Genomic DNA, 20,598 nt, shown 5'->3' with positions numbered 1-20,598 from the left:
CCCCGCGGCGGCGTCGCGCTGCTTACACTTCGAGCATGTCGCTGAACCGCTCGCTGATCTCGCCGACCTCCAGTCCGCTGCTCGAGCGCGCGCTGATCGACAAGCTCGAACGCCGCGTCGAGGTCGTCGGCAGCTTGGGCGAGCTCGAACCGGTCGCCGTGCGGCTCGGGCTGATGCAGAACACGCTGAAGCCGCGTTTCCGCGATCCGCAGGTGGTGATCTTCGCGTCGGACCACGGCCTGGCGGTCGACGGCATCCAGACGCCGCACCTGCCGCAGTCGCACGAGCAGGTCGCCCAGCTGCTGAGCGCGCAACTGCCGGTCTCGGTGTTCGCGCGCATCCTCGGCCTGGAGCTGTCGGTGATCGATTGCGGGCTGGCCGCCGAGCTCGCGCCGCACGAGCGGCTGATGCCGCGCAAGATCGCCCACGGCACGCGCAATGCGCGCGTCGGCCCGGCGATGGCGCTCGACCAGGCGCATGCGGCGATCCGCGCCGGCATGGAAATCGGCGACGCGCTGCGCGGCAACCTGGTGGCCTGCGCCGGCATCGGCGTCGGCGCGCACGAGGCGGCGGCGCTGGTGCTGGCGCGGCTGACGCAAAGCCCCGTGCGCGACCTGCTGGTCAGCGGCCCGCAGATGAGCGGCGAGGCGCTGACGCACCTGATGATGATCGCCCAGGGCGCGCAGGGCCGACACCGCGAGGTCACCGATGCGGTCGAGGTGCTGGCGGCCTTCGGCGGCTTCGAGACCGCGGTGATGGTCGGCGTGATGCTGGTCGCGGCCAGCAAGCGCCACCTGATCATGGTCGACGGCATGGCGGCCTGCGCGGCGCTGATGGTCGCCTCGCGCATCGCCTCGTCGGTCACCGACTACTGCGTGTTCTGCCGCAGCCACAGCCACCGCGGGCTGGACCAGGCGCTGAACCTGTTCAACGCCACCGCCTTGCTCGAGCTGGGCCTCGACAGCGTGGATGGCACCGGCGCCTGCCTGTCGTGGCCGCTGGTGCGCAGCGCCGCGGCGCTGCTGACCGAGCTGGCCGACGGCGAGGATCCGGGGCCGTCGCGGCCGTCGACGATGCCCGGCGACAGCGGCTTCGACGACAGCGCGGCCTTGCCCGGCTAGTTGCCGCGCCGCCTTCAGCGAACGGCCGTCACCGGCTCGCTCGGCGCCATCGGCGCGGGCATCGCCGCGCCCGACGGCGTGACACCGAAGGGCGGCGGATTGGGCTGCGGGTTCGCCGACGGATTCGGCGTCACGCCGAATGGGAGCGGTTGTGCGGGGCGCCGCATCATCGGTGCCGGCTGTGGCTGCGGCGGCTGCCTCGGCGCGGCTTGCGGCGGCACCGGGCTCGGCGCGGCACCCGGCGACGGCAACTCGCCGCGCGCGGCCTCCGCCAATGCCGGCAGCTCCAGCGCCACGTTCGGCTGGCCCGCACGGCCCGCGCCGAGCTCGACGCGGCGGTGGCTGATCGCCACCAGCGTCCACTCGCCGTCGACCCGGCCGCCCAGCGCCACGGCCTTCGCCGCGCCGCCGTCGATGGCGATCAGCGCCAGGCCGCTGCGCTGGCCGACCGCCGGCGCGACGACGCCGAGCAGCTTGAAGCGGCTCTCGACCCCTGGCTGCGGCGCCGCCTCGGCCACCGCGTCAGCCGCCGGCGCGCCGAACAGGCGCGTCAGGTCGCCGGCCGCCGGCGTCATCGCGGCCTGCGCCTGCGTCGCCTGCGGCGGCACCGGCACCGGCTTTGCTAACAGCCGAAATCCCCAGAACGCAGCACTCGCGGCGACGACCGCCCAGATGACAAACGCGAACAGGCGCGAACTCATGCGGCGATTATCATTCAGCGCTTTGGCCCGAGCGGCCCCGACACTCAGCGCCCATGCCGACCCTGACCCGAACGATCCCTCGCCGACCGGCCGCGCCGCGCGGCTTCACGCTGATCGAGCTGCTGGTCGTGCTGGTGATCATCGGCGTGCTCGCCGGCCTGATCGTGCCGAACCTGCTCGACCGCACCGACGATGCCCGGGCCACCGCCGCGCGCACCGACGTCAACAACCTGATGCAGGCGCTGAAGCTCTACAAGCTCGACAACCAGCGCTATCCGAGCGCGGAACAAGGCCTGGAGTCCCTGGTGCGCAAGCCGACCAGCGGCACGGCGCCGCCGAACTGGCGGCCGTACCTGGAAAAACTGCCCAAGGACCCCTGGGGCCAGCCCTATCAGTACGTCAACCCCGGCGTGAAGGCGGAAATCGATGTGTTCAGCTTCGGCGCCGACGGCCAAGCCGGCGGTGAGGGCAAGGACGCCGACATCGGTTCCTGGCAGTAGGCGTCGCCGTGGCTTCACGCTCGTGGAGCTGCTGGTCGTGCTGGTGCTGGTGGCCATCGCCGCCGGGTTGACGGCGCTCGCGCTGCGCGACCCGTCGGCCGCGCGCCTGGAACAGGAAGCGGCGCGCTTGTCGGCGCTGCTCGAGGCCGGCCGCGCCGAGGCGCGCGCACTCGGCCTGCCGGTGCGCTTCGAGCTCGGCAGCAACACGCCGGGCGAAGGTTTTCGATTCGTCGGCCTGCCGACGCAGTTGAAGTTGCCGCAGCACTGGCTCAACGAGGACCTGCAAGCCGAGATCGACGGTGCGCGCGCGCTGCGCCTGGGTCCCGAGCCGCTGATCGGTGCGCAGCGCATCACGCTGCGACTGGGCGAGCAGCAGGTGGTCGTCGCGACCGACGGCCTCGCACCGTTCGCGACGCTGACGCCTGAACCGGCCGCGGGCACGCCATGAACATCCGCGAGCGCCGGGGCTTCACGCTCGTCGAGGTGCTGGTCGCGCTGGCCATCGTCGCGATCGCCTTGTCGACCGGCCTGAAGGCCGCCGGCGCGCTGACCAACAATGCCCAGCGCCTGGGCGACGTCACCGCCGCGCAATGGTGCGCCGACAACCAGCTGACGAACCTGCGCCTGGCGCGCCAGTTCCCCGGCACCGGCGACAGCGACTTCGCCTGCCAGCAGCTCGGCCGCGACTACCGCGGCCAGCTGCAGGTGCGGCCGACGCCGAACCCGAACTTCCGCCGCGTCGAAGCGCGCGTGCTCGACGAGCAGGGCCAGCTGCTGGTCTCCTTGTCGACCATCCTGGGACGCATCTAGATGCCCGCCAGCGAACGCGGCTTCACGCTCGTCGAGGTCATGGTCGCGCTGCTGATCATGGCGGTGATCGCGGTGATCGGCTGGCGCGGCGTCGACAGCATGGCGCGCTCGCGCGAGATCGCCCAGGCGGCATCGGAGCAGAGCCTGAAGCTGTCGGCCGTCATCGGTCAGTTCGAACAGGATCTGCTGGCACTGCAGGAGAGCGCCAGCGTGCCGGCGCTGAGCTTCGACGGCGGCGCGCTGCGGCTGACCCGGCGCAGCGACGCCGGACTGCAGGTGGTCGTCTGGGCGCTGCGCGAAGGCCGCTGGCAGCGCTGGGCCGGGCCGGCCACGACACGCGCCGCGGTGCTGCAGGAAGCGTGGATGGCCAGCCAGCAGCTGCAAGGCCAGGAGCCGGGGCAGCTGACGCTGCTCGAGGGGGTCGGCTCGTGGCAGGTGTACTTCTATCGCGGCGGCTGGAGCAATGCGCAGTCGAGCGGCGATGTCGCGACGCCGCCGACCACGCAGCCGTCGCCGCAGCAAGCGTCGCCGCAACAGCAGCCAGCGCAGCAGGCCCCGAAGGTGCTGCTGCCGACCGGCGTGCGCATCGTCATCGAGCTGCCGCAGGGCAAGCTGACGCGCGACATCGCGCTCGGACCGCAGGCCGCATGAGCCGCACATGTCGCCCACGTTCGCGCCAGCGCGGCGCCGCGCTGCTGGTCGCGATGGTGCTGCTGACGCTGGTCGCGACGCTGGCCGCCGGCATGGTCTGGCAGCAGTGGCGCGCGGTGCAGGTCGAGATCGCCGAGCGCGGCCGCGCGCAGCTCGCATGGATCCTCAACGGCGCGATCGACTGGGCGCGGCTGTTCCTGCGCGAGGATGCGCGCGCCGACCTGCAGAACCAGAACAAGGGCGAGGTGCCGACCGACAACCTGAACGAGACCTGGGCCAAGCCGCTGGAGGAAGCCCGGCTGTCGACCTTCCTCGCCGCCGACAAGGACAACAACGCCGACGATGGCGGCCCGGAGGCCTTCCTGTCCGGCTCGATCGTCGACGCGCAGGCCCGCTACAACCTGCGCCAGCTGGTCGATGCCGAGCGCAAGGTGGTGCCGGGCGAGCTCGACGTGCTCAAGCAGCTGTGCGCGCAGGCCGGCGTCGCGGCCGACATCCCCGAGCGGTTGGCCAACGGGCTGGCGGCGGCCACCGCCGGCACGGCGGCCGATGCGCCGCTGCTGCCGGTGCGCCTGGAAGACCTGGCCTGGCTTGGCATTGACGCGGCGAGCATCGAGCGCCTGCGGCCGCTGGTCTGGCTGCAGCCACCGGCCTCGGGCGCGAGCGCGATCGCCCCGGTGAACCTGAACACCGCGCCGCGCGAGGTGCTCGCCGCCGTGTTCGGCGTCGATCCGGGCGCCGCCGAGCGCCTGGTGCAGGCGCGCCAGCAACGACCCCTGTCGGTCGACGATGCGCGCCGCCACCTCAATCTCCCCCTCACCGACGCGCAGTGGCAGCTGCTGGCCGCGCGCGTCGGCGTGACATCGCAGTACTTCGAGCTCCGCGGCCGCATGCGGCTCGACGATCGCGTGCTCGAGGAAACCGCACTGCTCAAGCGCGAGCAGACCAACGTCGTGCTGCTGCAGCGGCAGCGCCAGCACCTGGTGCTGGCGCCCGGGTCTTGAACGCCGGCCGGTTGCCATGGGGCGTTTGCCACAATGCGGCCCCGCCCACGTGCCGGCGCACCGTTCCGGGTGACGAGCGAGTGCCGCAATCAGTCTTTACGTCCTCCCGCTAGCCTATGCCGATGCTCGTCATCCAGTTGCCGCCCCGTGCGCGTTCCGGCAGCGTCCCGCCGGACGCCGCTTCGGTGCCGCTCGCCTACGTGCTCAGCGCCGACGGCCTCGTCGTCACCGCGCAAGGGCGGGCGCCACTGGCCGAGCTGCCACGCGCCGACAGCGTGATCGCGGTCGCCCCGCCGGGCGAGATCGGCTGGCATCGGCTGCCGCTGCCGAAAGCCCCGGCCGGGCGCCTGCGCGCGGCGCTGCTCGGGATGCTGGAAGAGGCCTTGCTCGACGACGACGAGCAGATCCACCTGGCGCTGGCACCGCAGGCGAAGCCGGCGCAGCCGACCTGGGTCGCCGCGCTGCACCGCCCCTGGATCGCCGGCTGGATCGCGGCGATCGAGCAGGCCGGGCTGACGCTGGAACGCGTCGTGCCGGCGCTGTGGCCGCAGGAGCCCGGCCAGGCCCATGTCTACCCGGCCGGCCACGGCGAGGGCGGCGATGCCGCGGCGCCCTGGCTGACGCTGGCCGATGGTGAAGGTGTGCTGACGATCCCGCTGGCCGGCGGCCTGGCACGCTCGCGCCAGGCAGGCTGGCTGGCCCATGAGCTGCGCTGGACCGCCGAGCCCTCGGTGGTCGCCGCGGCGGAGCGCTGGCTCGGCGCGCCGCTGCAGGTGCAGACCGAGGCCGAATCGGCGCTCGCCGCCGCACGTTCGCCATGGAACCTGCGCCAGTTCGAGCTGGCACCGCATCACCGCGGCATGCGCGCGGTGCGCGAGCTGGCCAAGCAGTGGCGCGGACCGGCCTGGCGGCCGGTGCGCTGGGGGCTGGCGGCGCTGGTGCTGCTGCAGATCGTCGGCTTGAACCTGCACGCCTGGCAGCAGCAGCGCAAGCTGCAATCGCGCCAGCAGGAGATGACCGCGTTGCTGCGCAGCAGCCATCCGCAGGTGCGCTCGGTGGTCGACGCGGCGGCGCAGATGCAGCGCGAGACCGAGCTGCTGCGCCAGGCGGCCGGCCAACCCGGCGAGGCTGACTTCGAGCCGCTGCTGGCGCTGGCCGCGCGCGGCTGGCCCGACGGCCAGGCGCCGGTGCAGCAGCTGCAGTACGAGCCCGGCAAGCTGAGCCTGGCGGCGGCCGGCTGGGCGCCGCAGCAGATCGAACAATTCCGCACCCGCGTCGAAGCGGCCGGCGCGCGGGTCACGCACGACGGCGGCCGGCTGGTCGTGCGCACCGCGGCCGCCGCCGGCGCGCCGCAGCAGGGGGTCCGATGAACGTGCGCGCGTGGCGCGATCAGCTGAGCGCCGCCTGGCGCGAGCGCAGCGAGCGTGAGCGCCGCATGGTGCTCGTCGCCGGCCTGGTGCTCGGCGCCTATTTGCTGTGGCTGGCGACGACGCCGGCCTGGCGCACGCTGCGCAGCGCGCCGGCGCGCCAGGAGGCGCTCGATGCGCAATGGCAGGTGATGCAGCGCCTGGCGGCCGAGGCGCAGGCCTTGCGCGCGGTTCCGCCCTTGCCGGCCGACCAGGCGCGCACCGCGCTGCAGGCCAGCGCCGGCCGGCTCGGTGACGCCGCGAAGCTGGTGCTGCAGGGCGACCGTGCGGTGCTGACGGTGTCCGGGCTGCCGGCCGAGCAACTCGCCGGCTGGCTGACCGAGGTGCGCATCAACACCCGCGCACGGGTCATCGAGAGCCAGTTGCAACGCACGCCGCAGGGCACGTATGCCGGCAGCGTCGTGCTGGCGCTGGGGACCCCGCCGTGAAGCCGCTCGCCGGCAGCGCGGCGCTCACCGAGCGCGCCTGGCAGCGCCTGCAGCATGCGGCGCGGCGGGCCGCGCTGTGGGGCGTGGCGTGCGGGCTGCTGCTCGGGCTGCTGCTGTTCGCGCCCGCCGGCTGGCTCGCCACGGCGCTGCACCGCGCCAGCGGCGAGCGGCTGCTGCTGGCCGATGCGCGCGGCAGCATCTGGTCGGGCGACGCCGTGCTGGTGCTCGGCGGTGGCCCCGGCAGCCGCGACGCATCGGCGCTGCCCGGCCGGCTGCACTGGAAACTGCGCCCGCATTGGCGTGGCCTGGTGCTGCGCGCGCGCCAGGGCTGCTGCCTGCAGGACGAGCTGCGCGTCGAGCTGCGGCCGGCGTGGGGCGGCTTCACGCTGGTGCTGCCGCCGCGGCCCGGTGGCATCGGCCGCTGGCCGGCACGCTGGCTCGCCGGACTCGGCACGCCGTGGAACACGCTGCAGCTCGGCGGCACGCTGCAGCTGACGAGCCCCGGCTTCACGCTGCAGATGGTCGAGGGCCGGCCGCGTTTCGACGGCGCGCTGGAGCTGCAGTTGCAAGGTGCGTCGTCGACGCTGGTGCCGGTCGATCCGCTGGGCAGCTACCGGCTGCAGCTGCGCGGCGACGCCGCCGGCGGCAACGCGCCAACGCTGACGCTGCAGACGCTGGACGGCGCGCTGCAGCTCGCCGGCAGCGGCCAATGGACCGGCGCTCGGCTGCGCTTCCGCGGCGACGCGCGCGCCGCGCCGGGCCAGGAAGCGGCGCTGGCCAACCTGCTCAACATCATCGGCAAGCGCCAAGGGGCGCTGTCCGTCATTTCGATTGGATGACCATGCGAGTGCGACCCTTCAACGCCTCAGCCTTGACACTCGCCTGCCTGCTGGCACTGTCGACCTTCAGCGCCGACCCCGTGCAGGCGCAGCAGCCTGCGCGCAGCGCGCAGCCGCGCTTTCGCTCCAACGCGCCGGTGACGCTGAACTTCGTCAATGCCGACATCGAGGCGGTCAGCCGCGCGATGTCGGCGATGATCGACCAGCCGATCCTCGTCGACCCACGCGTCAAGGGCTCGATCACGGTCTACAGCGAGCAGCCGATCCCGGTGCGCGAGGCGTGGCTCAACTACCTCGCCTCGCTGCGCGGGCTGGGCTTCGCGCTGGTCGACAGCAACGGCCTGCTGAAGGTGGTGCCCGAGGCCGAGGCCAAGCTGCAGACCGGCACCGTCGTCGTCGGGCCCACCGAGCAGCGCGGCGACCAGGTGCTGACGCAGGTGTTCCGGCTCAACCACGAGAACCCCAACAACCTGGTCGCGGTGCTGCGGCCGCTGATCAGCCCGAACAACACGATCAACGCCAACCCCGGCACCAGCTCGCTGGTGATCACCGACTACGCCGACAACCTGGCACGGCTGGGCCGCATCATCGCCGCGCTCGACCAGCCGACGGCGACCGAGGTCGACGTGATCCCGCTGCAGCATGCGGTGGCCGCCGATGTCGCGGCGCTGGTGCAGAAGATCGGCGAAGGTGCCGCGACGGCCGCGCCCGGCGTGCCTGGCGCCACCGCGGCGACCAGCATCGTCGCCGACGCGCGCAGCAACTCGCTGATCGTGCGCGCCGCCAACCCGGCGCGGCTGGCGACGATCCGCGGGCTGGTGGCGCGGCTCGATCGGCCGAGCGACGGTCCGGCGGGCAGCATCTACGTCGTGCACCTGAAGAATGCCGATGCGACCAAGCTCGCGTCGGTGCTGCGGGCAGCCTTCGGCGGCGGCAGCGGCAGCGGTGCGAGCAGCGGCCCTTCGGCCACCAGCGCGACGACGTCGCCGATGACGCCGCAGGCGGGCGGCGCGATCGCCGGCAGCCAGTCGGCAGCCGCGGCGACACCGGTGGCGGCCTCGGCGCAACCGTCAACCGGCGGTTTCATCCAGGCCGACCCGGCGACCAATTCGCTGATCATCACCGCCGCCGAGCCGCTCTACCGCCAGATGCGCGTGGTGATCGACCAGCTCGACGGCCGCCGCGCGCAGGTCTTCGTCGAGTCGATGATCGTCGAGATGGACGCGCAGAAGGCCGCCGAGTTCGGCTTCCAGTGGCAGGGGCTGCTCGGCAACAAGGGTGACGGCGCCGGGCTGGCGCTCGGCACCAACTTCGGCAGCGGGGCGAACAACATCATCAACCTGTCGTCGACGACGAGCCTCGCCAACGTCAACGTCGGCGCGAACGTCAATGGCCTGAATCTCGGCTTGCTGACCCGCGTCAACGGCATCTACACGCTCGGCGCGCTGGCGCGCTTCCTCGAGACCGTGTCCGGCACCAACATCCTGTCGACGCCGAACCTGGTCGCGCTGGACAACGAGGAAGCCAAGATCGTCGTCGGCCAGAACGTACCCTTCGTGACCGGCAGCTTCACCAACACCGGCGCCAGTTCCGCCACCGTCAATCCATTCCAGACCGTCGAACGCAAGGACGTCGGCCTGACGCTGCGCGTGAAGCCGCAGATCGGCGAAGGTGGCGTCGTGCGCATGACGGTCTACCAGGAGAACTCGGCAGTCGTCTCCGCGTCAGCCCGCGACACCAACGGACCGACGACGACGAAGAGCTCGATCGAGACCACCGTCGTCGTCGACGACGGCGCGATCATGGTGCTCGGCGGCCAGCTGAAGGACCAGTTCGACGACGGCGAAAGCAAGGTGCCGCTGCTGGGCGACATTCCGCTGGTCGGCGGCTTGTTCCGCAGCGAGAACCGCAAGCGCGCCAAGAGCAACCTGCTGGTGTTCCTGCGCCCGGTCGTGATCCGCGATGCGCAAACAGCGCAGTCGCTTACGGTGGACCGCTACGAATCGATCCGTGCGCTGCAGAAGAACGCGCAGCCGGCATCGGGCATCGTGATGCCCAATACCGAGCCGGTGATGCTGCCGCCGCTGGGGCCAGCGCCCGCCCCGGTGCCGGCACCGATCCCGAAGTAGGCCATGGCCCAACGCCACCACCCGCTGCCCTACGCCTTCGCCAAGGCGCACAACCTGCTGCTCGAAGACGACGGCACGCAGCGCACGCTGTGGGCGGCCGAAACCACGTCGCCGAGCGCGCTGAGCGAGGTCGTGCGGCTGCACGAGATCTCGAGCTTCGAGCACGAGGCGGCCGCGACGCTCGCCGGCCGCATCGCCGCGGCCTATGCCGGCGGCGAATCGAGCGCCGCGGTGGTGGTCGGCGAGGTCGAGAGCGCGGTCGACCTGTCGCGCCTGCTGCAGGACCTGCCGGCGGTCGAGGACCTGCTCGAAGCCGCCGACGACGCGCCGATCATCCGCATGCTCAATGCGCTGCTGACCCAGGCGGCCAAGGACGCGGCCAGCGACATCCACATCGAGCCCTACGAGCGCAGCTCGTCGGTGCGCTTCCGCGTCGACGGCACGCTGCGCGAGGTGGTGCAGCCGAACCGCGCGCTGCACGCGGCGTTGATCTCGCGGCTGAAGATCATGGCCGAGCTCGACATCGCCGAGAAACGCCTGCCGCAGGACGGCCGCATCTCGCTGCGCATCGGCGGCCGCGCGATCGACGTGCGCGTGTCGACGCTGCCGTCGGCGCACGGCGAGCGCGCGGTGCTGCGCCTGCTGGACAAGACCGAATCGAAGTTCACGCTCGAGGCGCTGGGCATGAGCGGCGACGTGCTGTCCGCCTTCGACCGGCTGGTGCACCAGCCGCACGGCATCGTGCTGGTCACCGGCCCGACCGGCTCGGGCAAGACGACCACGCTGTACGCCTCGCTCGGCCGCATCGACACCTCGACCACCAACATCCTGACCGTCGAGGACCCGGTCGAGTACGAGCTGCCGGGCATCGGCCAGACGCAGGTCAACCCGAAGATCGACCTGACGTTCGCGAAGGCGCTGCGCGCGATCCTGCGCCAGGACCCGGACGTCATCATGATCGGCGAGATCCGCGACTTCGAGACCGCGCAGATCGCGATCCAGGCCTCGCTGACCGGCCACCTGGTGCTGGCGACGCTGCACACCAACGATGCGCCGAGCGCGGTGACGCGGCTGATCGACATGGGCGTCGAGCCCTTCCTGCTCAGCTCGTCGCTGCTCGGCGTGCAGGCGCAGCGCCTGGTGCGCAAGCTGTGCCCGGCATGCAAGCGCCAGGACCCGCAGGGCCACTGGCATCCGGTCGGCTGCAGCGCCTGCAGCAACACCGGCTACAAGGGCCGCACCGGCGTCTACGAGCTGATGATCGCCGACGACGCGCTGCGCGAGCTGATCCACAACCGGGCGGCCGAGAGCGCGCTCTTCGACAGCGCGCGCGCCGCCGGCTACCGCACGATGCGCGAGGACGGCGAGCGGCTGGTCGCCGAGGGCATCACCTCGCTCGAAGAGCTGTTGCGCGTGACCCGCGAATAACGAGCGAACAACGCGTCATGCCGGCTTACAAATACGAAGCGCTCGATGCCGCCGGCAAGACGCGGCACGGCCTGGTCGAGGCCGAGAATCCGCGCGCCGCGCGCGGCCAGCTGCGCGTGCAGGGGCTGGTGCCGCTGGCGGTCGATGCGGTGGCCGCGGCGGTGCAGGCCGGCGGCGCCAGCCGCTGGTCGCGGCGCGTCTTCAGCAGCACGATGCTGGCGGTGTGGACACGCCAGCTCGCCGGCCTGGTCGGAGCCGGGCTGCCGCTCGAACGCTCGTTGACCGCGCTGGCCGACGAGGCCGAGACGCCCGCGCAGCGCGAGCTCGTCTCGCATCTGCGCGCGGAGGTCAATGCCGGCGCGCCCTTCGCCCGCGCACTGGCGACGGCGCCGCGCGAGTTCGACGACGTGTACCGCGCGGTGGTCGCCGCCGGCGAGCAGAGCGGCGCGCTCGGCAAGGTGCTCGAGCGCCTGGCCGACGACCTCGAGGAGCGCCAGGCCCTGCGCGCGAAGCTGATCGGCGCGTCGCTGTACCCGGCGATCGTCTCGCTGATCGCGCTGGTGATCGTGATCTTCCTCGTCAGCTACGTCGTGCCGCAGGTCGCCGGCGTGTTCACCACGCGCAAGCAGGCGCTGCCGGTGCTGACGGTCGCGCTGCTGGGCTTAAGCGCCTTCGTGCGGCAATGGGGCTGGCTGGTCGCGCTGGGCGTCGCCGGCGGCATCGTCGCGCTGCTGGTGGCGCTGCGCAGCGAAGCCTTCCGCCTGCGCTTCGACGCCGCGTGGCTGGTGCTGCCCGTGCTCGGCCGGCTGGCGCGCGGCTACAACGCCGCGCGCTTCACCGGCACGTTGGCGATGCTGGCCGCCTCGGGCGTGCCGATCCTGAAGGCGCTGCAGGCCGCGGCCGAGACGCTGCACAACCGCGCACTGCGCGCCGACGCGATGGATGCGCTGGTGCAGGTGCGCGAAGGCGCGCCGCTGGCGGCCGCGCTGGCGGCCAAGAAGCGCTTTCCCGGCCTGCTGCCGATGTTCGCGCGGCTCGGCGAGCAGACCGGCGAGCTGCCGCAGATGCTCGAACGCGCCGCCCGCCAGCTGTCGATCGAAGTGCAGCGCCGCTCGATGGCGCTGGCGACGATCCTCGAGCCGCTGCTGATCGTCGGCATGGGCGGCGTCGTGATGACGATCGTGCTGGCCGTGCTGCAGCCGATCATCCAGCTGAATACCTGGGTGAAATGAAAAACGGCGCGCCGTCAGGGCGCGCCGTTCGTGTCGTCGGCCGCCGGGCGGCGGCCTGTAGTCACATCTTCATCGGTCCGATGTACTGCTGGCCCCAGGCGAGGCCGGTCATGAACATCGTGCGCGGGACGCTGTTCTGCGTCACCCCGCCGTGGTACCAGTTCAGCCACAGTGCGCGCACGCCGAGGTCGCGCACCGGGCCCATCAGGTCGGGTCGCAGCACCGCGGTGTACAGCGGCTTCGACCGGAAGACCAGGCCGGTGCGCTCGAACACCAGCCGGCCATCGATCCAGGCGCGCAGCTCGCCGTCGGGCAGGAAGCCGGGCAAGCTGTCCATCACCGTGTTGAGCTTCAGCTCGGTCTCGACGCAGTACCACTCGTTCGCGTAGAGCATGCCGCCGAGGCCGCCGCGCTTGCCCCAGTAGATCATCGAGTTGGTGTCGCCGACGTAGCTGTAGCCCGGCGGGTTCAGCGGACCGAAGTCGTACAGGTGGAAGCCCGGCCGGATACCCTCTTCGTCCGGACCGCCGACGAAGGCATCGCAGTCCGACCAGGCCAAGCGCATCTGCCAGCCGCGTCCGCCGCCGGACGAGCCGCTGCCGCCGCCGTAGCTGTTCGTGTGGTCCGGCGTCAGGCCGAACTTGCCGGCCCAGTCGGTCCAGTTGGCCGCGACTTGGCCCTCCTTGTGATAGACGTGGTAACGCTTGGCCGGATCGCGCAGGTAGCGCGTGCCTTCGGGCGTGCCGACGCGCAGGTAGTAGCGCACGAAGATGCGCGGCAGCCGGCCGAACAGCGGCTCGGGCATGAAGATCGAGCCGCTCGCGCCGCCGGTGCCGCCATAGCCGACGACATCGCCATCTTGCGTCGCGTCGGCCTTCATGTGCATGCGCAACGCGCCCATCCCCGGCGCCAGCGGCTTGAAGCCTTCGAGCGCGTAGTCGGACTCGATCAGCTCGGGCACACCATCGGCATTCGTGCGGATCAGCTTGCCCAGTCCCTTGTGCGGCAGCTTGGTCTTGTCCGCCGTGCCACCCCACAGCGCCGGATCGAATTCGCGCGACGCCCATTTGTTGATCGCCGCCCCCGGGTGCACGAACTCATCCAGGTGGGTGCCGTCGACGTAGCGCTGCGCGCCGATGATGCCCGGCGCCGATTGGATACCGGCGTCGAGCCGACCGGCCGACGCAGCCACCCCTTGGCGCACCGGATCCGTGTTCAACGGCGGGTCGACCAGGAACACCTCGACGGCGGCGCTGGCATTGCCCGGATGCTCGACCACCGTCAGCGTCAGGCTGGCCGACAGCACCGGCTTGGTCGGCCGCTCGAACTCCATGAAACACGGCGTCGACACGATCGGCGCCACCGAATTCGGAATGCCCGGCTTCATCACGCTGGTGATGATGCAGTTCAGCGACACGCTGCTGCCGTCGGTGTACTGCACCTGCAGCGCCGGCTTGGCATGCGTCTTGTTCCAGGTGCCGGCGATCTTGCGCGGCGCGAGCGTCGTTGCCAGGCGGAAGGCCGCCCAGCGGTCTTCCGCCTCCACCTTCTTCATCAGGTCGGTGACGTCGAGGGTGTAGGCCTTGACCAGCGAGGTCGGCGCCTTCAGCGTGACGATGCTGGCCCAGGGTTTCGGCCCGTGGCGCTCGCCGTCGCGGTCGAGCCAGTCGCCGCCGACCTTGTCCCACGGCCAGCCGCAATGGCGATCGACGAACTCGGAGGTCGGGCCGAAGGCCGCAGTGCGCGCCGCACCGCCGGGAATGCGCGGCTGCTGCACGTCCCACGACGAGCTCTGGAACAGGTACTTGTGGCCGTTGCGGTAGCGCGCGGATGATGCAATCGGCGTGGTCGGCCGTGTCGGCGGCGTGCCGCGCTCCAACGGAGTCACGCTCCCCACGGCAGTCGGTTCGTCCGGCCGCGCGACGATGCGCTGGGCCTGCTGGTCCGGCGCATCGCCCAGGTCTTCGCCGCCACCGCAGCCGCTCACAAAGGGCACGGACGTGATCGCCGCACCGCTTTTCAATACATCCCGTCGAGTCTTGCTCATGTCCTCTTTCCGGCACAGCACCAGGGCGCGGCCAGGCTCGGCCGATGCGATTTTGGTGACTGCCCCTCGATTGCGGCACGACGATGTGCCACCAGGTCTGCGGCTCGGCGCTGGAAGTTCCGAAGCGTCCGAGAAGGATCGTCACCAGGCGGTGCGATGGAACGAGTGTATGAGTGGATTCGGACGTCAGTTGCGCAATAAATCCTGCTTCGTCAGTGAGCAAACGAAACGAGGTTTACCAGGCACCACGCTCCTACAGGCTGGCCATGAAGGCATCACGCTCGCGTGACAGCGCCCGACCCGCGCCACCGCTGGTCGCTCCGGCAGCGCAGTGCTGGGCCCAGCGCATGGCCGCTTCACGCGCCTCGGCGGCCGCATCGGTCTGGCCCTGGGCATCCAGGCGCAGCATGCGCTGGCGGTAGAGCTCCGCGACCTGCAGCGCGGCGCCGGGGTGGTCGATCGCATCGGTGATGCACTGCTCGGCTTCGTGCAGCCGGTTGGCGCGCTCGAGCAGCAGCGCGGCCAGCCACCAGTCGGGGCCGCTGTCGCTGCCGCTGGCCGGCAGCACGAAGCTGCCGAAGACCACGGACTCCAGCATCAGCTCGCCCATGTCGGCCGCCGCGCTGGCGCAAGCCGGCACGGCAGTGACGCGCGCGCGCAGCACCTGCGCGCCGTCCGGGCCCTTCGGGCCGTCCACCAGCAGGTGGACCTGCTCGAGCGGCTGGTCGCCGTCCTGGATGTTGCGCAGCACCAGCGCGTCGATCGCGCCATGCTGGACCCGCAGGCATTCGGGGGCCGGGTAGTCGCGCCGTGCCTGGGCTTCCAGGCGATCGAGCAGGGTGTCCCTGCCGCCGCCGTCGAGCGCCAGCAGGTCGAGGTGCAGTTGCACGGTGCCGTCGGGCTCGAACACCAGCACGCGCCGGCCGTCGTCGATGACGTGCCAGCCGAGCGGCACCGTCAGCTGCGCGGTCAGCGCGCCGCAGCCCAGCGTCACGCACTGGCGCTCGCGATCGAGCTCGAGGATGCGCGGCACCAGGCCGACACCGGCATCACGCAACCGGCGGTTGATCGGGTGCTCGGGCTCGAGCGTCGCCGCGCCGTCGGCGCGCGCGTGGGCGGCCCATCCGGCCGCTGCGCCGCGCGCGGTCGGCAGGCTGATCCCGCTGTCCTCGTCGCCGGGCGGCGTGGCGATGTCGGGGTGGGCGGCGCTCGCCGCGTTGGCGTCTGCCGCCGGCGGCCACAGCGGCACCGTCGTGCCGCCCGGCTCTTCGAGCGCGAAGGTTTCGATGCTGGCGACCCAGGTGCGCGCCACCGCATCGGCCATCAGTGCCGGCGCGGTGAGCGTCAGGTTGATCAGGCGACCGCCATCCTCGGCGAACGCGAAGCGCACGCTGAGCGGGCCGACTTCGCTCGGCTGCACCGCCTCGCCGATCAAGGCCGGCAAGCTGCCGAGCCGGCCTTCGGCGAATTCGCGCGGCGCCAGGCCGTGCTGCGCCAGCAGGTAATGCGCCCAGTCGCTCAGGCTGCCATCGCCGTAGGCCGGGCGCGCGGCGATGGCCCAGACGATCGCTGCATGCGGCGCGGTGACCGCCGCCAGCGGCACCAGCCGGCTTGGATCGGTGAAGTCGGGCTGCTCTTCCGGCAGCGCGTGGGCCGGCCAGTCGTGCGGCAGGCGCACCGCGAAGCCCAGGCTCGCGATGCGTGACGGAAACAGCCGCAGCGGCAGTTCGCCCGGCTGGGTGGTGTCGGCGGACTCGTCCATCGCAGCCCCTTCAGCCGGCGCGAGCGTGGGGCGCCAGGCGCAGGCTGACAAAGAGATCGCGCAGCTCCAGATCGGCCGCGCTGCGCAGGTGCGGGAACAGCTCGGTGAGCGCCAGCTGGGCCTGTGCGTCGCGCGCCAGCTCGGTGGCGGCGGGCGGCGGGACCTCGCGGGCGGCGACGGCGGTCGGCTCGGGCATCGCAAACTCCTGACGTGTGCGGCAAGCCAGCAGTGTCGGCAGCAACCGCATCAACGACGCTTCAATCGGTGACCAGCGGTGTTTCGTTTGTTGCCTCCCGGCGCGGCGGACAACAAACGAAACGATTTCATCGCGCCGCGGACATCGGTGGGAAACCCTTCGCCGCGCACACTGCGCGGCCATCGATGCCCCGCCGGACCCGCGCATGAACCCTGACCAGATCCATCTCGTGCAAGCCAGCTTCGCCCGTTCGAAGGACGGCTGCACCGACCTCGCGGCGCGCTTCTACCGGCGGCTGTTCGAGATCGACCCGGCCCTGCGCGGGCTGTTTCACGGCGACCTGCAGCAGCAGGGCCAACGGCTGCTGCAGATGCTCGGTGCCGCGGTCGGCCTGCTTGCGCGGCCGGAGACGCTGTTCCCGGTGCTGCAGTCGCTCGGCAACCGCCATGCCGGCTACGGCGTGCGGCCGGAGCACTACGACGCGGTTGCCACCGCGCTGATCGACACGCTCGCCGAGGTGCTCGGCTCCGGCTTCACGACCGAGCTGCGCGACGCCTGGTCACGCCTGATCGCGATCGTGCGACAGGAGATGCTGAACGCGCCGGTGCTAGCGTTCGAATGACGCGTCCGCGGCGCATGGCAGCGCCGCAGTGCCTCACACCAGCAGGCCGGCGACCCCGGCGACCAGGTCCGCCTTCGAGAACGGCTTGTCCAGGCGCGGGCAGTCGGCGCTGTCGAGGAAGTCGCGTGCGCCGGCCGACAGCGTGTCGCCGGTGATGAACAGCATGCGGCCGCCGAGCGCCGGATGCTGGCGCACCACCTCGCGCCACAGCGCGGCGCCGTCCATGTCGGGCATGCGCAGGTCGCTGACGATGGCATCGAAGCGCGCGGTGTCCAGCAGCTCCAGCGCCACCGCACCCGATTCGGCCACCGCCACCTCGTGGCCGGCCGATTCGAGCATGTCGCGGATCAGCTCGGCGACCTCGGCCTCGTCGTCGACGACCAGCACGCGCGAGCGGTTCGCGTGCGCGGCATCGTCGAGCGGCGTGGCGGCCGTCTCGGGCCCGGCCTCGCCGGACAGCGGCAGGCTCAGCCGGAAGCAGGCACCGCCGAGCGGCGCGACGGCTTCGAGCATCAGGTTGCCGCCATGGTCCTTGGCCAGCGAGCGCGACACGGCCAGGCCCAGCCCGGTGCCGATGCCGTCGGCCTTGGTCGTGAAGAACGGTTCGAAGATCTGCTCGGCCAGCTCCGCCGCGATGCCCGGGCCGCTGTCGGCGACGCGCAGCCAGACGCGCGGTTCGCGCCCGGTGCGCGGCACTTCGACACCGGTGGTCACCTGCACGCGGCGCGGGCGGTCGGTCACCGTGCTCAGTGCCTGCTGGGCGTTGACCAGCAGGTTCAGCACGATCTGGCCGATCTGGTCGGCATCGGCATTCACCGCCGGCAGGCGTTCGGCGAGGTGCAGATCGAGCTGGATGCCGTGGCTGCGCCAGGTGTAGGCGAGCATTTCGGTGGCGGCCTGCACCAGCTCGTTGAAGGCCACCGACTCGCGCTGCGTCGGCTTGCTGCGCGCCATGTTCAGGAAGGTGCGCACGATGCGCCCGCAGCGCTCGGCGGCTTCGCGGATGCGCTGCGCATCGGCGGCCAGTTCCGGCTGGGCGCTGCACTTCTCCTCGAGCAGCCCGGCGCGGCCGAGCACGATCGCCAGCGGGTTGTTCAGCTCGTGCGCGACACCCGCCAGCAGGCTGCCCATCGCCGACAGCTTCTCGCTCTGGCGCAGCGCGTCGCGCTGGCGCTCGATCTCCAGCGCCTGGCGGCGACGCTCGGACAGGTCGACCAGCGACGCGGTGAAGTAGGCCTGGCCCTCGACATCGGCGCGCCACAGCAGCATCTCGACCGGGAACTCGCTGCCGTCGGCGCGCAGCGCCTGCATCTCGATGCGCTTGCCGAGCAGCTTGGCCGGGCCGCCTTCGGCGATGCGGCGCATCGCCGCTTCATGCGCTGCGCGGAAACGCTGCGGAATGACGACCTGCGCGACCGGGCGGCCGATCGCCGCGGCGCGCGGCAGGCCGAACATCGCCTCGGCGGCCGGGTTGAACTCGACGATGCGGCCGAGCCGGTCGGTGGCCACCAGCGCGGCCAGCGCATGGTCGACGATCGCCGACTTGAAGGCCTCGCTGCGGCGCTCCGCGGCGCGGGCATCGCGCTGCTCGTCGAAGGTGCGCGTGATCACGTGCGCCCAGCTGCGCCAGCGCTGCGGCAGCGCCGGCTCGGGCGCGTTCGGATCGAGCGACTTGGCATGCAGGTAGGCCATCACGCCGAGCGCCGGCTGGATCACGCGGCGACGCAGCAGCACCTGCGCGCGCAGGAACAGGCCGAGCAACGCGAGCCCGATCAGCGTGAACGGCGCCAGCCCGGGCAGCGCCTGCCGCAGCAAGGCGCCATCACCGAGCGCAACCACCAGGGTCCACGGCGCATCGGCCACGTCGAGCGCGACGATGCGGTGGCCGGCCAGCGGCAGCGCGCGCCCGCCGGCGCGTTGCGCCTCGGCCAGCGCCGCGGCATCCAGGCCGGCGGGCAGCGCGCGTGCCTGCGCGCTCGGGCCCTCGTCGGTGGCCATCCGTTCCGCAAGCACCTCGCCGCGTGCATCGAGCACCCACCAGTAGACCTGCTTCAGCGGGCCCACCGGCCGCGCGGCGATCACGCGCGCGATGCTCGCCAGCCGGATCTCGGTGGCGACGACGCCGCTGAAGTCCTCGCCGACGTAGACCGGCGCGGCGTGCAGCAGCCGCGGCCCGCCGTCGCCGCTGCGCTGCACCGGGGCCCAGTACGCGCGCTGCTCGGGATCACGCTCGGGCCGGCCTTCGGCGAAGACCGGCGCGGCGTAGGCCTTGTCGAGCAGTGCGGCGAGCGTCGGCGCGCCGGCGGCGTCGAGCAGGGCCTGGCTCGGCAGCCACGGGTAGGTCACCAGCTGCCGCTCGGGCCAGCCCAGAAACAGCGAAGCCGCCAGGTCGGCATGGCGGCTGTGGGCGATCTCGGTGCTGCGCGACAGCGCCTGCAGCAGCGCCAGCGCCGCATCGGGCGGCGGCGCGCCGGCCTGCGGCCACAGCAGCTGCGCTGTGCCGCCGTGCAGCAGCGGCGGCAGCTCGTCGAGCGCATAACCTTCGATCGCAGCGTCCACGGCGCGGCGCTTCAGCGCATCGCGCAGCGCACGGTCGGGCGCCTGCGGCGGCGTCACCAGCGTGCGTTCGGCGACCAGCCGCAGGTCGGCGACATGGTCGGCCGCGATGCGCGCCAGCGACTGCAGCGCCGCATGCTGCTGCGTCGCCTGGCGCTCGAGCTCGGCGACGACCGCGATGCGTGACTGCCAGGCCTGCCACAGCGCCAGCACCAGCAGCAGGCCGAACAGCGGCAGCGCGCCGAGCCACAGCTGGCGCTGGTAGCGCCGCTCCAGGGCATCGGCCGACACCTCCGGCGACAGCCGGTAGCGCCCGGTGTCGTCGAGCGAGACCGACATCTAGCCGGCCGCCGGCACGAACACGTAGCCGACGTTGCGCACGGTCTTGAGGACTTCCGGCTTGTCGGGATTGCGTTCGATCTTGCGGCGCAGCCGCATCACGCGCAGGTCGATCGAGCGGTCGAAGACGTCCCAGCCGCGGTTGTGCGCCTGTTCCATGATCTGGTCGCGGTTCAGCGGCCGGTTCGGATGGCGGGCGAACAGCGCCAGCAGGTCGAACTCGGCGGCGGTGATCGGGATTTCGGCGCCATCGGCGCCGAACAGGCGCCGTTCGTCGAGGTCCAGCGCGCAGGCACCGAAGGCGATGCGCTGCCCGGGTGCGGCGACCGGGACCACGGCCGCCGCGGGCGGCGCCGCGGCGCTGGCAGCGGCCGCTTCGGCCACGCCGCCGATGCGCCGCAGCAGCGCGCGCACGCGCGCCAGCAGCTCGCGCGTCTCGAACGGCTTGGGCAGATAGTCGTCGGCACCGAGCTCGAGGCCGACGATGCGATCGACCGCCTCGCCGGCCGTGGTCAGCATCACCAGACCGACGCGCGGATGGGTGTCGCGCAGCCAGCGCGCCAGCGACAGGCCGTTCTCGCCCGGCATGTTGACGTCGAGGATTGCCAGGTCGGGCAGGGATTCAGCGAACAGCCGGCGCGCAACGGCCGCATCGGGCGCGGTGCGCACTTCGAAGCCGTGGCGGCCGAAATATTCGGCCAGCAGCGAGCGCAGCTCGCTTTCGTCGTCGACCACCAGCAGGCGCGGTGCGCTGTCGGCTTCGTTCGAGCTCATCGTCCCTCCGAGGGCTGCCGGCCGCGCGGAAC

General features: G+C 72.1%; 19 protein-coding genes. 13 read left to right on the top strand and 6 right to left on the bottom strand.

Annotated elements, in window-relative coordinates:
* The first annotated feature begins 35 nt into the window (after nucleotides 1–35).
* Nucleotides 36–1,121 carry a nicotinate-nucleotide--dimethylbenzimidazole phosphoribosyltransferase gene (locus HLB44_RS06315; RefSeq protein WP_173121712.1) on the top strand — a complete coding sequence of 362 codons (1,086 nt, stop codon included), beginning with the start codon at nucleotides 36–38 and terminating at the stop codon, nucleotides 1,119–1,121.
* 14 nt (nucleotides 1,122–1,135) lie between these two features.
* On the opposite strand, the gene HLB44_RS06310 is transcribed toward HLB44_RS06315, so the two are convergent.
* The gene (locus HLB44_RS06310) at nucleotides 1,136–1,822 is read right to left on the bottom strand and encodes a type II secretion system protein N (protein ID WP_173121711.1); all 687 of its coding nucleotides are present in this window, start codon (nucleotides 1,820–1,822) and stop codon (nucleotides 1,136–1,138) included.
* Between the two features lie 53 nt (nucleotides 1,823–1,875).
* On the opposite strand from HLB44_RS06310, the gene gspG reads away from it, so the two are divergent.
* The 11 genes from gspG to gspF all read left to right on the top strand — a co-directional run bounded on the left by gspG (nucleotide 1,876) and on the right by gspF (nucleotide 12,270).
* Nucleotides 1,876–2,322 carry a type II secretion system major pseudopilin GspG gene (gspG, locus tag HLB44_RS06305; RefSeq protein WP_173121710.1) on the top strand — a complete coding sequence of 149 codons (447 nt, stop codon included), beginning with the start codon at nucleotides 1,876–1,878 and terminating at the stop codon, nucleotides 2,320–2,322.
* Nucleotides 2,249–2,770, top strand: coding sequence for a prepilin-type N-terminal cleavage/methylation domain-containing protein (locus HLB44_RS06300; protein WP_173121709.1), 522 nt, complete (start codon nucleotides 2,249–2,251; stop codon nucleotides 2,768–2,770). Before gspG ends, HLB44_RS06300 begins: the two co-directional genes overlap by 74 nt.
* Entirely contained in the window at nucleotides 2,767–3,132 is a 366-nt protein-coding gene (gene gspI / locus HLB44_RS06295) for a type II secretion system minor pseudopilin GspI (protein ID WP_173121708.1), read from the top strand. Before HLB44_RS06300 ends, gspI begins: the two co-directional genes overlap by 4 nt.
* Nucleotides 3,133–3,783, top strand: a complete 651-nt coding sequence (locus HLB44_RS06290) for a prepilin-type N-terminal cleavage/methylation domain-containing protein (protein ID WP_173121707.1) — start codon at nucleotides 3,133–3,135, stop codon at nucleotides 3,781–3,783.
* Nucleotides 3,780–4,787: a type II secretion system minor pseudopilin GspK gene (gspK, locus tag HLB44_RS06285; RefSeq protein WP_173121706.1), complete on the top strand. Its 1,008-nt coding sequence runs from the start codon at nucleotides 3,780–3,782 to the stop codon at nucleotides 4,785–4,787. The genes HLB44_RS06290 and gspK overlap by 4 nt, the downstream gene beginning before the upstream one ends.
* A 122-nt stretch (nucleotides 4,788–4,909) precedes the next feature.
* The gene (gene gspL / locus HLB44_RS06280; protein WP_246312102.1) at nucleotides 4,910–6,157 is read left to right on the top strand and encodes a type II secretion system protein GspL; all 1,248 of its coding nucleotides are present in this window, start codon (nucleotides 4,910–4,912) and stop codon (nucleotides 6,155–6,157) included.
* Entirely contained in the window at nucleotides 6,154–6,642 is a 489-nt protein-coding gene (gene gspM / locus HLB44_RS06275) for a type II secretion system protein GspM (RefSeq protein ID WP_173121704.1), read from the top strand. The genes gspL and gspM overlap by 4 nt, the downstream gene beginning before the upstream one ends.
* On the top strand, nucleotides 6,639–7,481 hold the full coding sequence (gspN, locus tag HLB44_RS06270; RefSeq protein WP_343051239.1) for a type II secretion system protein N: 843 nt from the start codon (nucleotides 6,639–6,641) through the stop codon (nucleotides 7,479–7,481). The genes gspM and gspN overlap by 4 nt, the downstream gene beginning before the upstream one ends.
* 2 nt (nucleotides 7,482–7,483) lie before the next feature.
* A complete protein-coding gene (gene gspD / locus HLB44_RS06265; RefSeq protein ID WP_173121703.1) occupies nucleotides 7,484–9,610 on the top strand; it encodes a type II secretion system secretin GspD in 2,127 nt (708 codons plus the stop codon).
* A gap of 3 nt (nucleotides 9,611–9,613) precedes the next feature.
* Nucleotides 9,614–11,038 (top strand): type II secretion system ATPase GspE, encoded by a 1,425-nt coding sequence (gene gspE, locus HLB44_RS06260; RefSeq protein WP_173121702.1) that lies wholly within the window; start codon nucleotides 9,614–9,616, stop codon nucleotides 11,036–11,038.
* A gap of 17 nt (nucleotides 11,039–11,055) precedes the next feature.
* The gene (gene gspF / locus HLB44_RS06255; RefSeq protein ID WP_173121701.1) at nucleotides 11,056–12,270 is read left to right on the top strand and encodes a type II secretion system inner membrane protein GspF; all 1,215 of its coding nucleotides are present in this window, start codon (nucleotides 11,056–11,058) and stop codon (nucleotides 12,268–12,270) included.
* A 61-nt stretch (nucleotides 12,271–12,331) separates the two neighbouring features.
* On the opposite strand, the gene HLB44_RS06250 is transcribed toward gspF, so the two are convergent.
* From HLB44_RS06250 to HLB44_RS06240, 3 genes are all read right to left on the bottom strand, one after another.
* Complete coding sequence (locus tag HLB44_RS06250; RefSeq protein ID WP_246312101.1) at nucleotides 12,332–14,317, bottom strand: hypothetical protein; 1,986 nt, start codon at nucleotides 14,315–14,317, stop codon at nucleotides 12,332–12,334.
* A gap of 253 nt (nucleotides 14,318–14,570) precedes the next feature.
* Nucleotides 14,571–16,079, bottom strand: a complete 1,509-nt coding sequence (locus HLB44_RS06245) for a hypothetical protein (protein WP_173121700.1) — start codon at nucleotides 16,077–16,079, stop codon at nucleotides 14,571–14,573.
* A 10-nt stretch (nucleotides 16,080–16,089) separates the two neighbouring features.
* A complete protein-coding gene (locus tag HLB44_RS06240) occupies nucleotides 16,090–16,275 on the bottom strand; it encodes a hypothetical protein (RefSeq protein WP_173121699.1) in 186 nt (61 codons plus the stop codon).
* A 205-nt stretch (nucleotides 16,276–16,480) separates the two neighbouring features.
* Here HLB44_RS06240 and HLB44_RS06235 point away from each other — a divergent pair, with 205 nt between their 5' ends.
* Nucleotides 16,481–16,897 carry a globin domain-containing protein gene (locus HLB44_RS06235; RefSeq protein WP_173121698.1) on the top strand — a complete coding sequence of 139 codons (417 nt, stop codon included), beginning with the start codon at nucleotides 16,481–16,483 and terminating at the stop codon, nucleotides 16,895–16,897.
* Nucleotides 16,898–16,930: 33 nt separating this feature from the next.
* Here HLB44_RS06235 and HLB44_RS06230 read toward each other — a convergent pair whose 3' ends face one another.
* Both HLB44_RS06230 and HLB44_RS06225 read right to left on the bottom strand, forming a co-directional pair.
* Nucleotides 16,931–19,792 (bottom strand): ATP-binding response regulator, encoded by a 2,862-nt coding sequence (locus HLB44_RS06230; protein ID WP_173121697.1) that lies wholly within the window; start codon nucleotides 19,790–19,792, stop codon nucleotides 16,931–16,933.
* A complete protein-coding gene (locus HLB44_RS06225) occupies nucleotides 19,793–20,566 on the bottom strand; it encodes a response regulator (protein ID WP_173121696.1) in 774 nt (257 codons plus the stop codon).
* Nucleotides 20,567–20,598: the final 32 nt, after the last annotated feature.

Source organism: Pseudaquabacterium terrae (assembly GCF_013266755.1).
Taxonomy (GTDB): domain Bacteria; phylum Pseudomonadota; class Gammaproteobacteria; order Burkholderiales; family Burkholderiaceae_C; genus Pseudaquabacterium; species Pseudaquabacterium terrae.
The sequence above is the reverse complement of the archived record's forward strand: the minus strand, read 5'-3'. Positions and strand labels throughout refer to the sequence as shown.

Coding starts and splice junctions, on each gene's coding strand:
- HLB44_RS06250 (WP_246312101.1), bottom strand. CDS start 14,317: ATGAGCAAGACTCGACGGGATGTATTGAAAAGCGGTGCGGCGATCACG.
- HLB44_RS06245 (WP_173121700.1), bottom strand. CDS start 16,079: ATGGACGAGTCCGCCGACACCACCCAGCCGGGCGAACTGCCGCTGCGG.
- gspK (WP_173121706.1), top strand. CDS start 3,780: ATGAGCCGCACATGTCGCCCACGTTCGCGCCAGCGCGGCGCCGCGCTG.
- gspG (WP_173121710.1), top strand. CDS start 1,876: ATGCCGACCCTGACCCGAACGATCCCTCGCCGACCGGCCGCGCCGCGC.
- HLB44_RS06315 (WP_173121712.1), top strand. CDS start 36: ATGTCGCTGAACCGCTCGCTGATCTCGCCGACCTCCAGTCCGCTGCTC.
- gspL (WP_246312102.1), top strand. CDS start 4,910: ATGCTCGTCATCCAGTTGCCGCCCCGTGCGCGTTCCGGCAGCGTCCCG.
- HLB44_RS06300 (WP_173121709.1), top strand. CDS start 2,249: ATGTGTTCAGCTTCGGCGCCGACGGCCAAGCCGGCGGTGAGGGCAAGG.
- gspM (WP_173121704.1), top strand. CDS start 6,154: ATGAACGTGCGCGCGTGGCGCGATCAGCTGAGCGCCGCCTGGCGCGAG.
- gspE (WP_173121702.1), top strand. CDS start 9,614: ATGGCCCAACGCCACCACCCGCTGCCCTACGCCTTCGCCAAGGCGCAC.
- HLB44_RS06230 (WP_173121697.1), bottom strand. CDS start 19,792: ATGTCGGTCTCGCTCGACGACACCGGGCGCTACCGGCTGTCGCCGGAG.
- HLB44_RS06225 (WP_173121696.1), bottom strand. CDS start 20,566: ATGAGCTCGAACGAAGCCGACAGCGCACCGCGCCTGCTGGTGGTCGAC.
- HLB44_RS06235 (WP_173121698.1), top strand. CDS start 16,481: ATGAACCCTGACCAGATCCATCTCGTGCAAGCCAGCTTCGCCCGTTCG.
- gspD (WP_173121703.1), top strand. CDS start 7,484: ATGCGAGTGCGACCCTTCAACGCCTCAGCCTTGACACTCGCCTGCCTG.
- gspF (WP_173121701.1), top strand. CDS start 11,056: ATGCCGGCTTACAAATACGAAGCGCTCGATGCCGCCGGCAAGACGCGG.
- HLB44_RS06240 (WP_173121699.1), bottom strand. CDS start 16,275: ATGCCCGAGCCGACCGCCGTCGCCGCCCGCGAGGTCCCGCCGCCCGCC.
- gspI (WP_173121708.1), top strand. CDS start 2,767: ATGAACATCCGCGAGCGCCGGGGCTTCACGCTCGTCGAGGTGCTGGTC.
- HLB44_RS06310 (WP_173121711.1), bottom strand. CDS start 1,822: ATGAGTTCGCGCCTGTTCGCGTTTGTCATCTGGGCGGTCGTCGCCGCG.
- HLB44_RS06290 (WP_173121707.1), top strand. CDS start 3,133: ATGCCCGCCAGCGAACGCGGCTTCACGCTCGTCGAGGTCATGGTCGCG.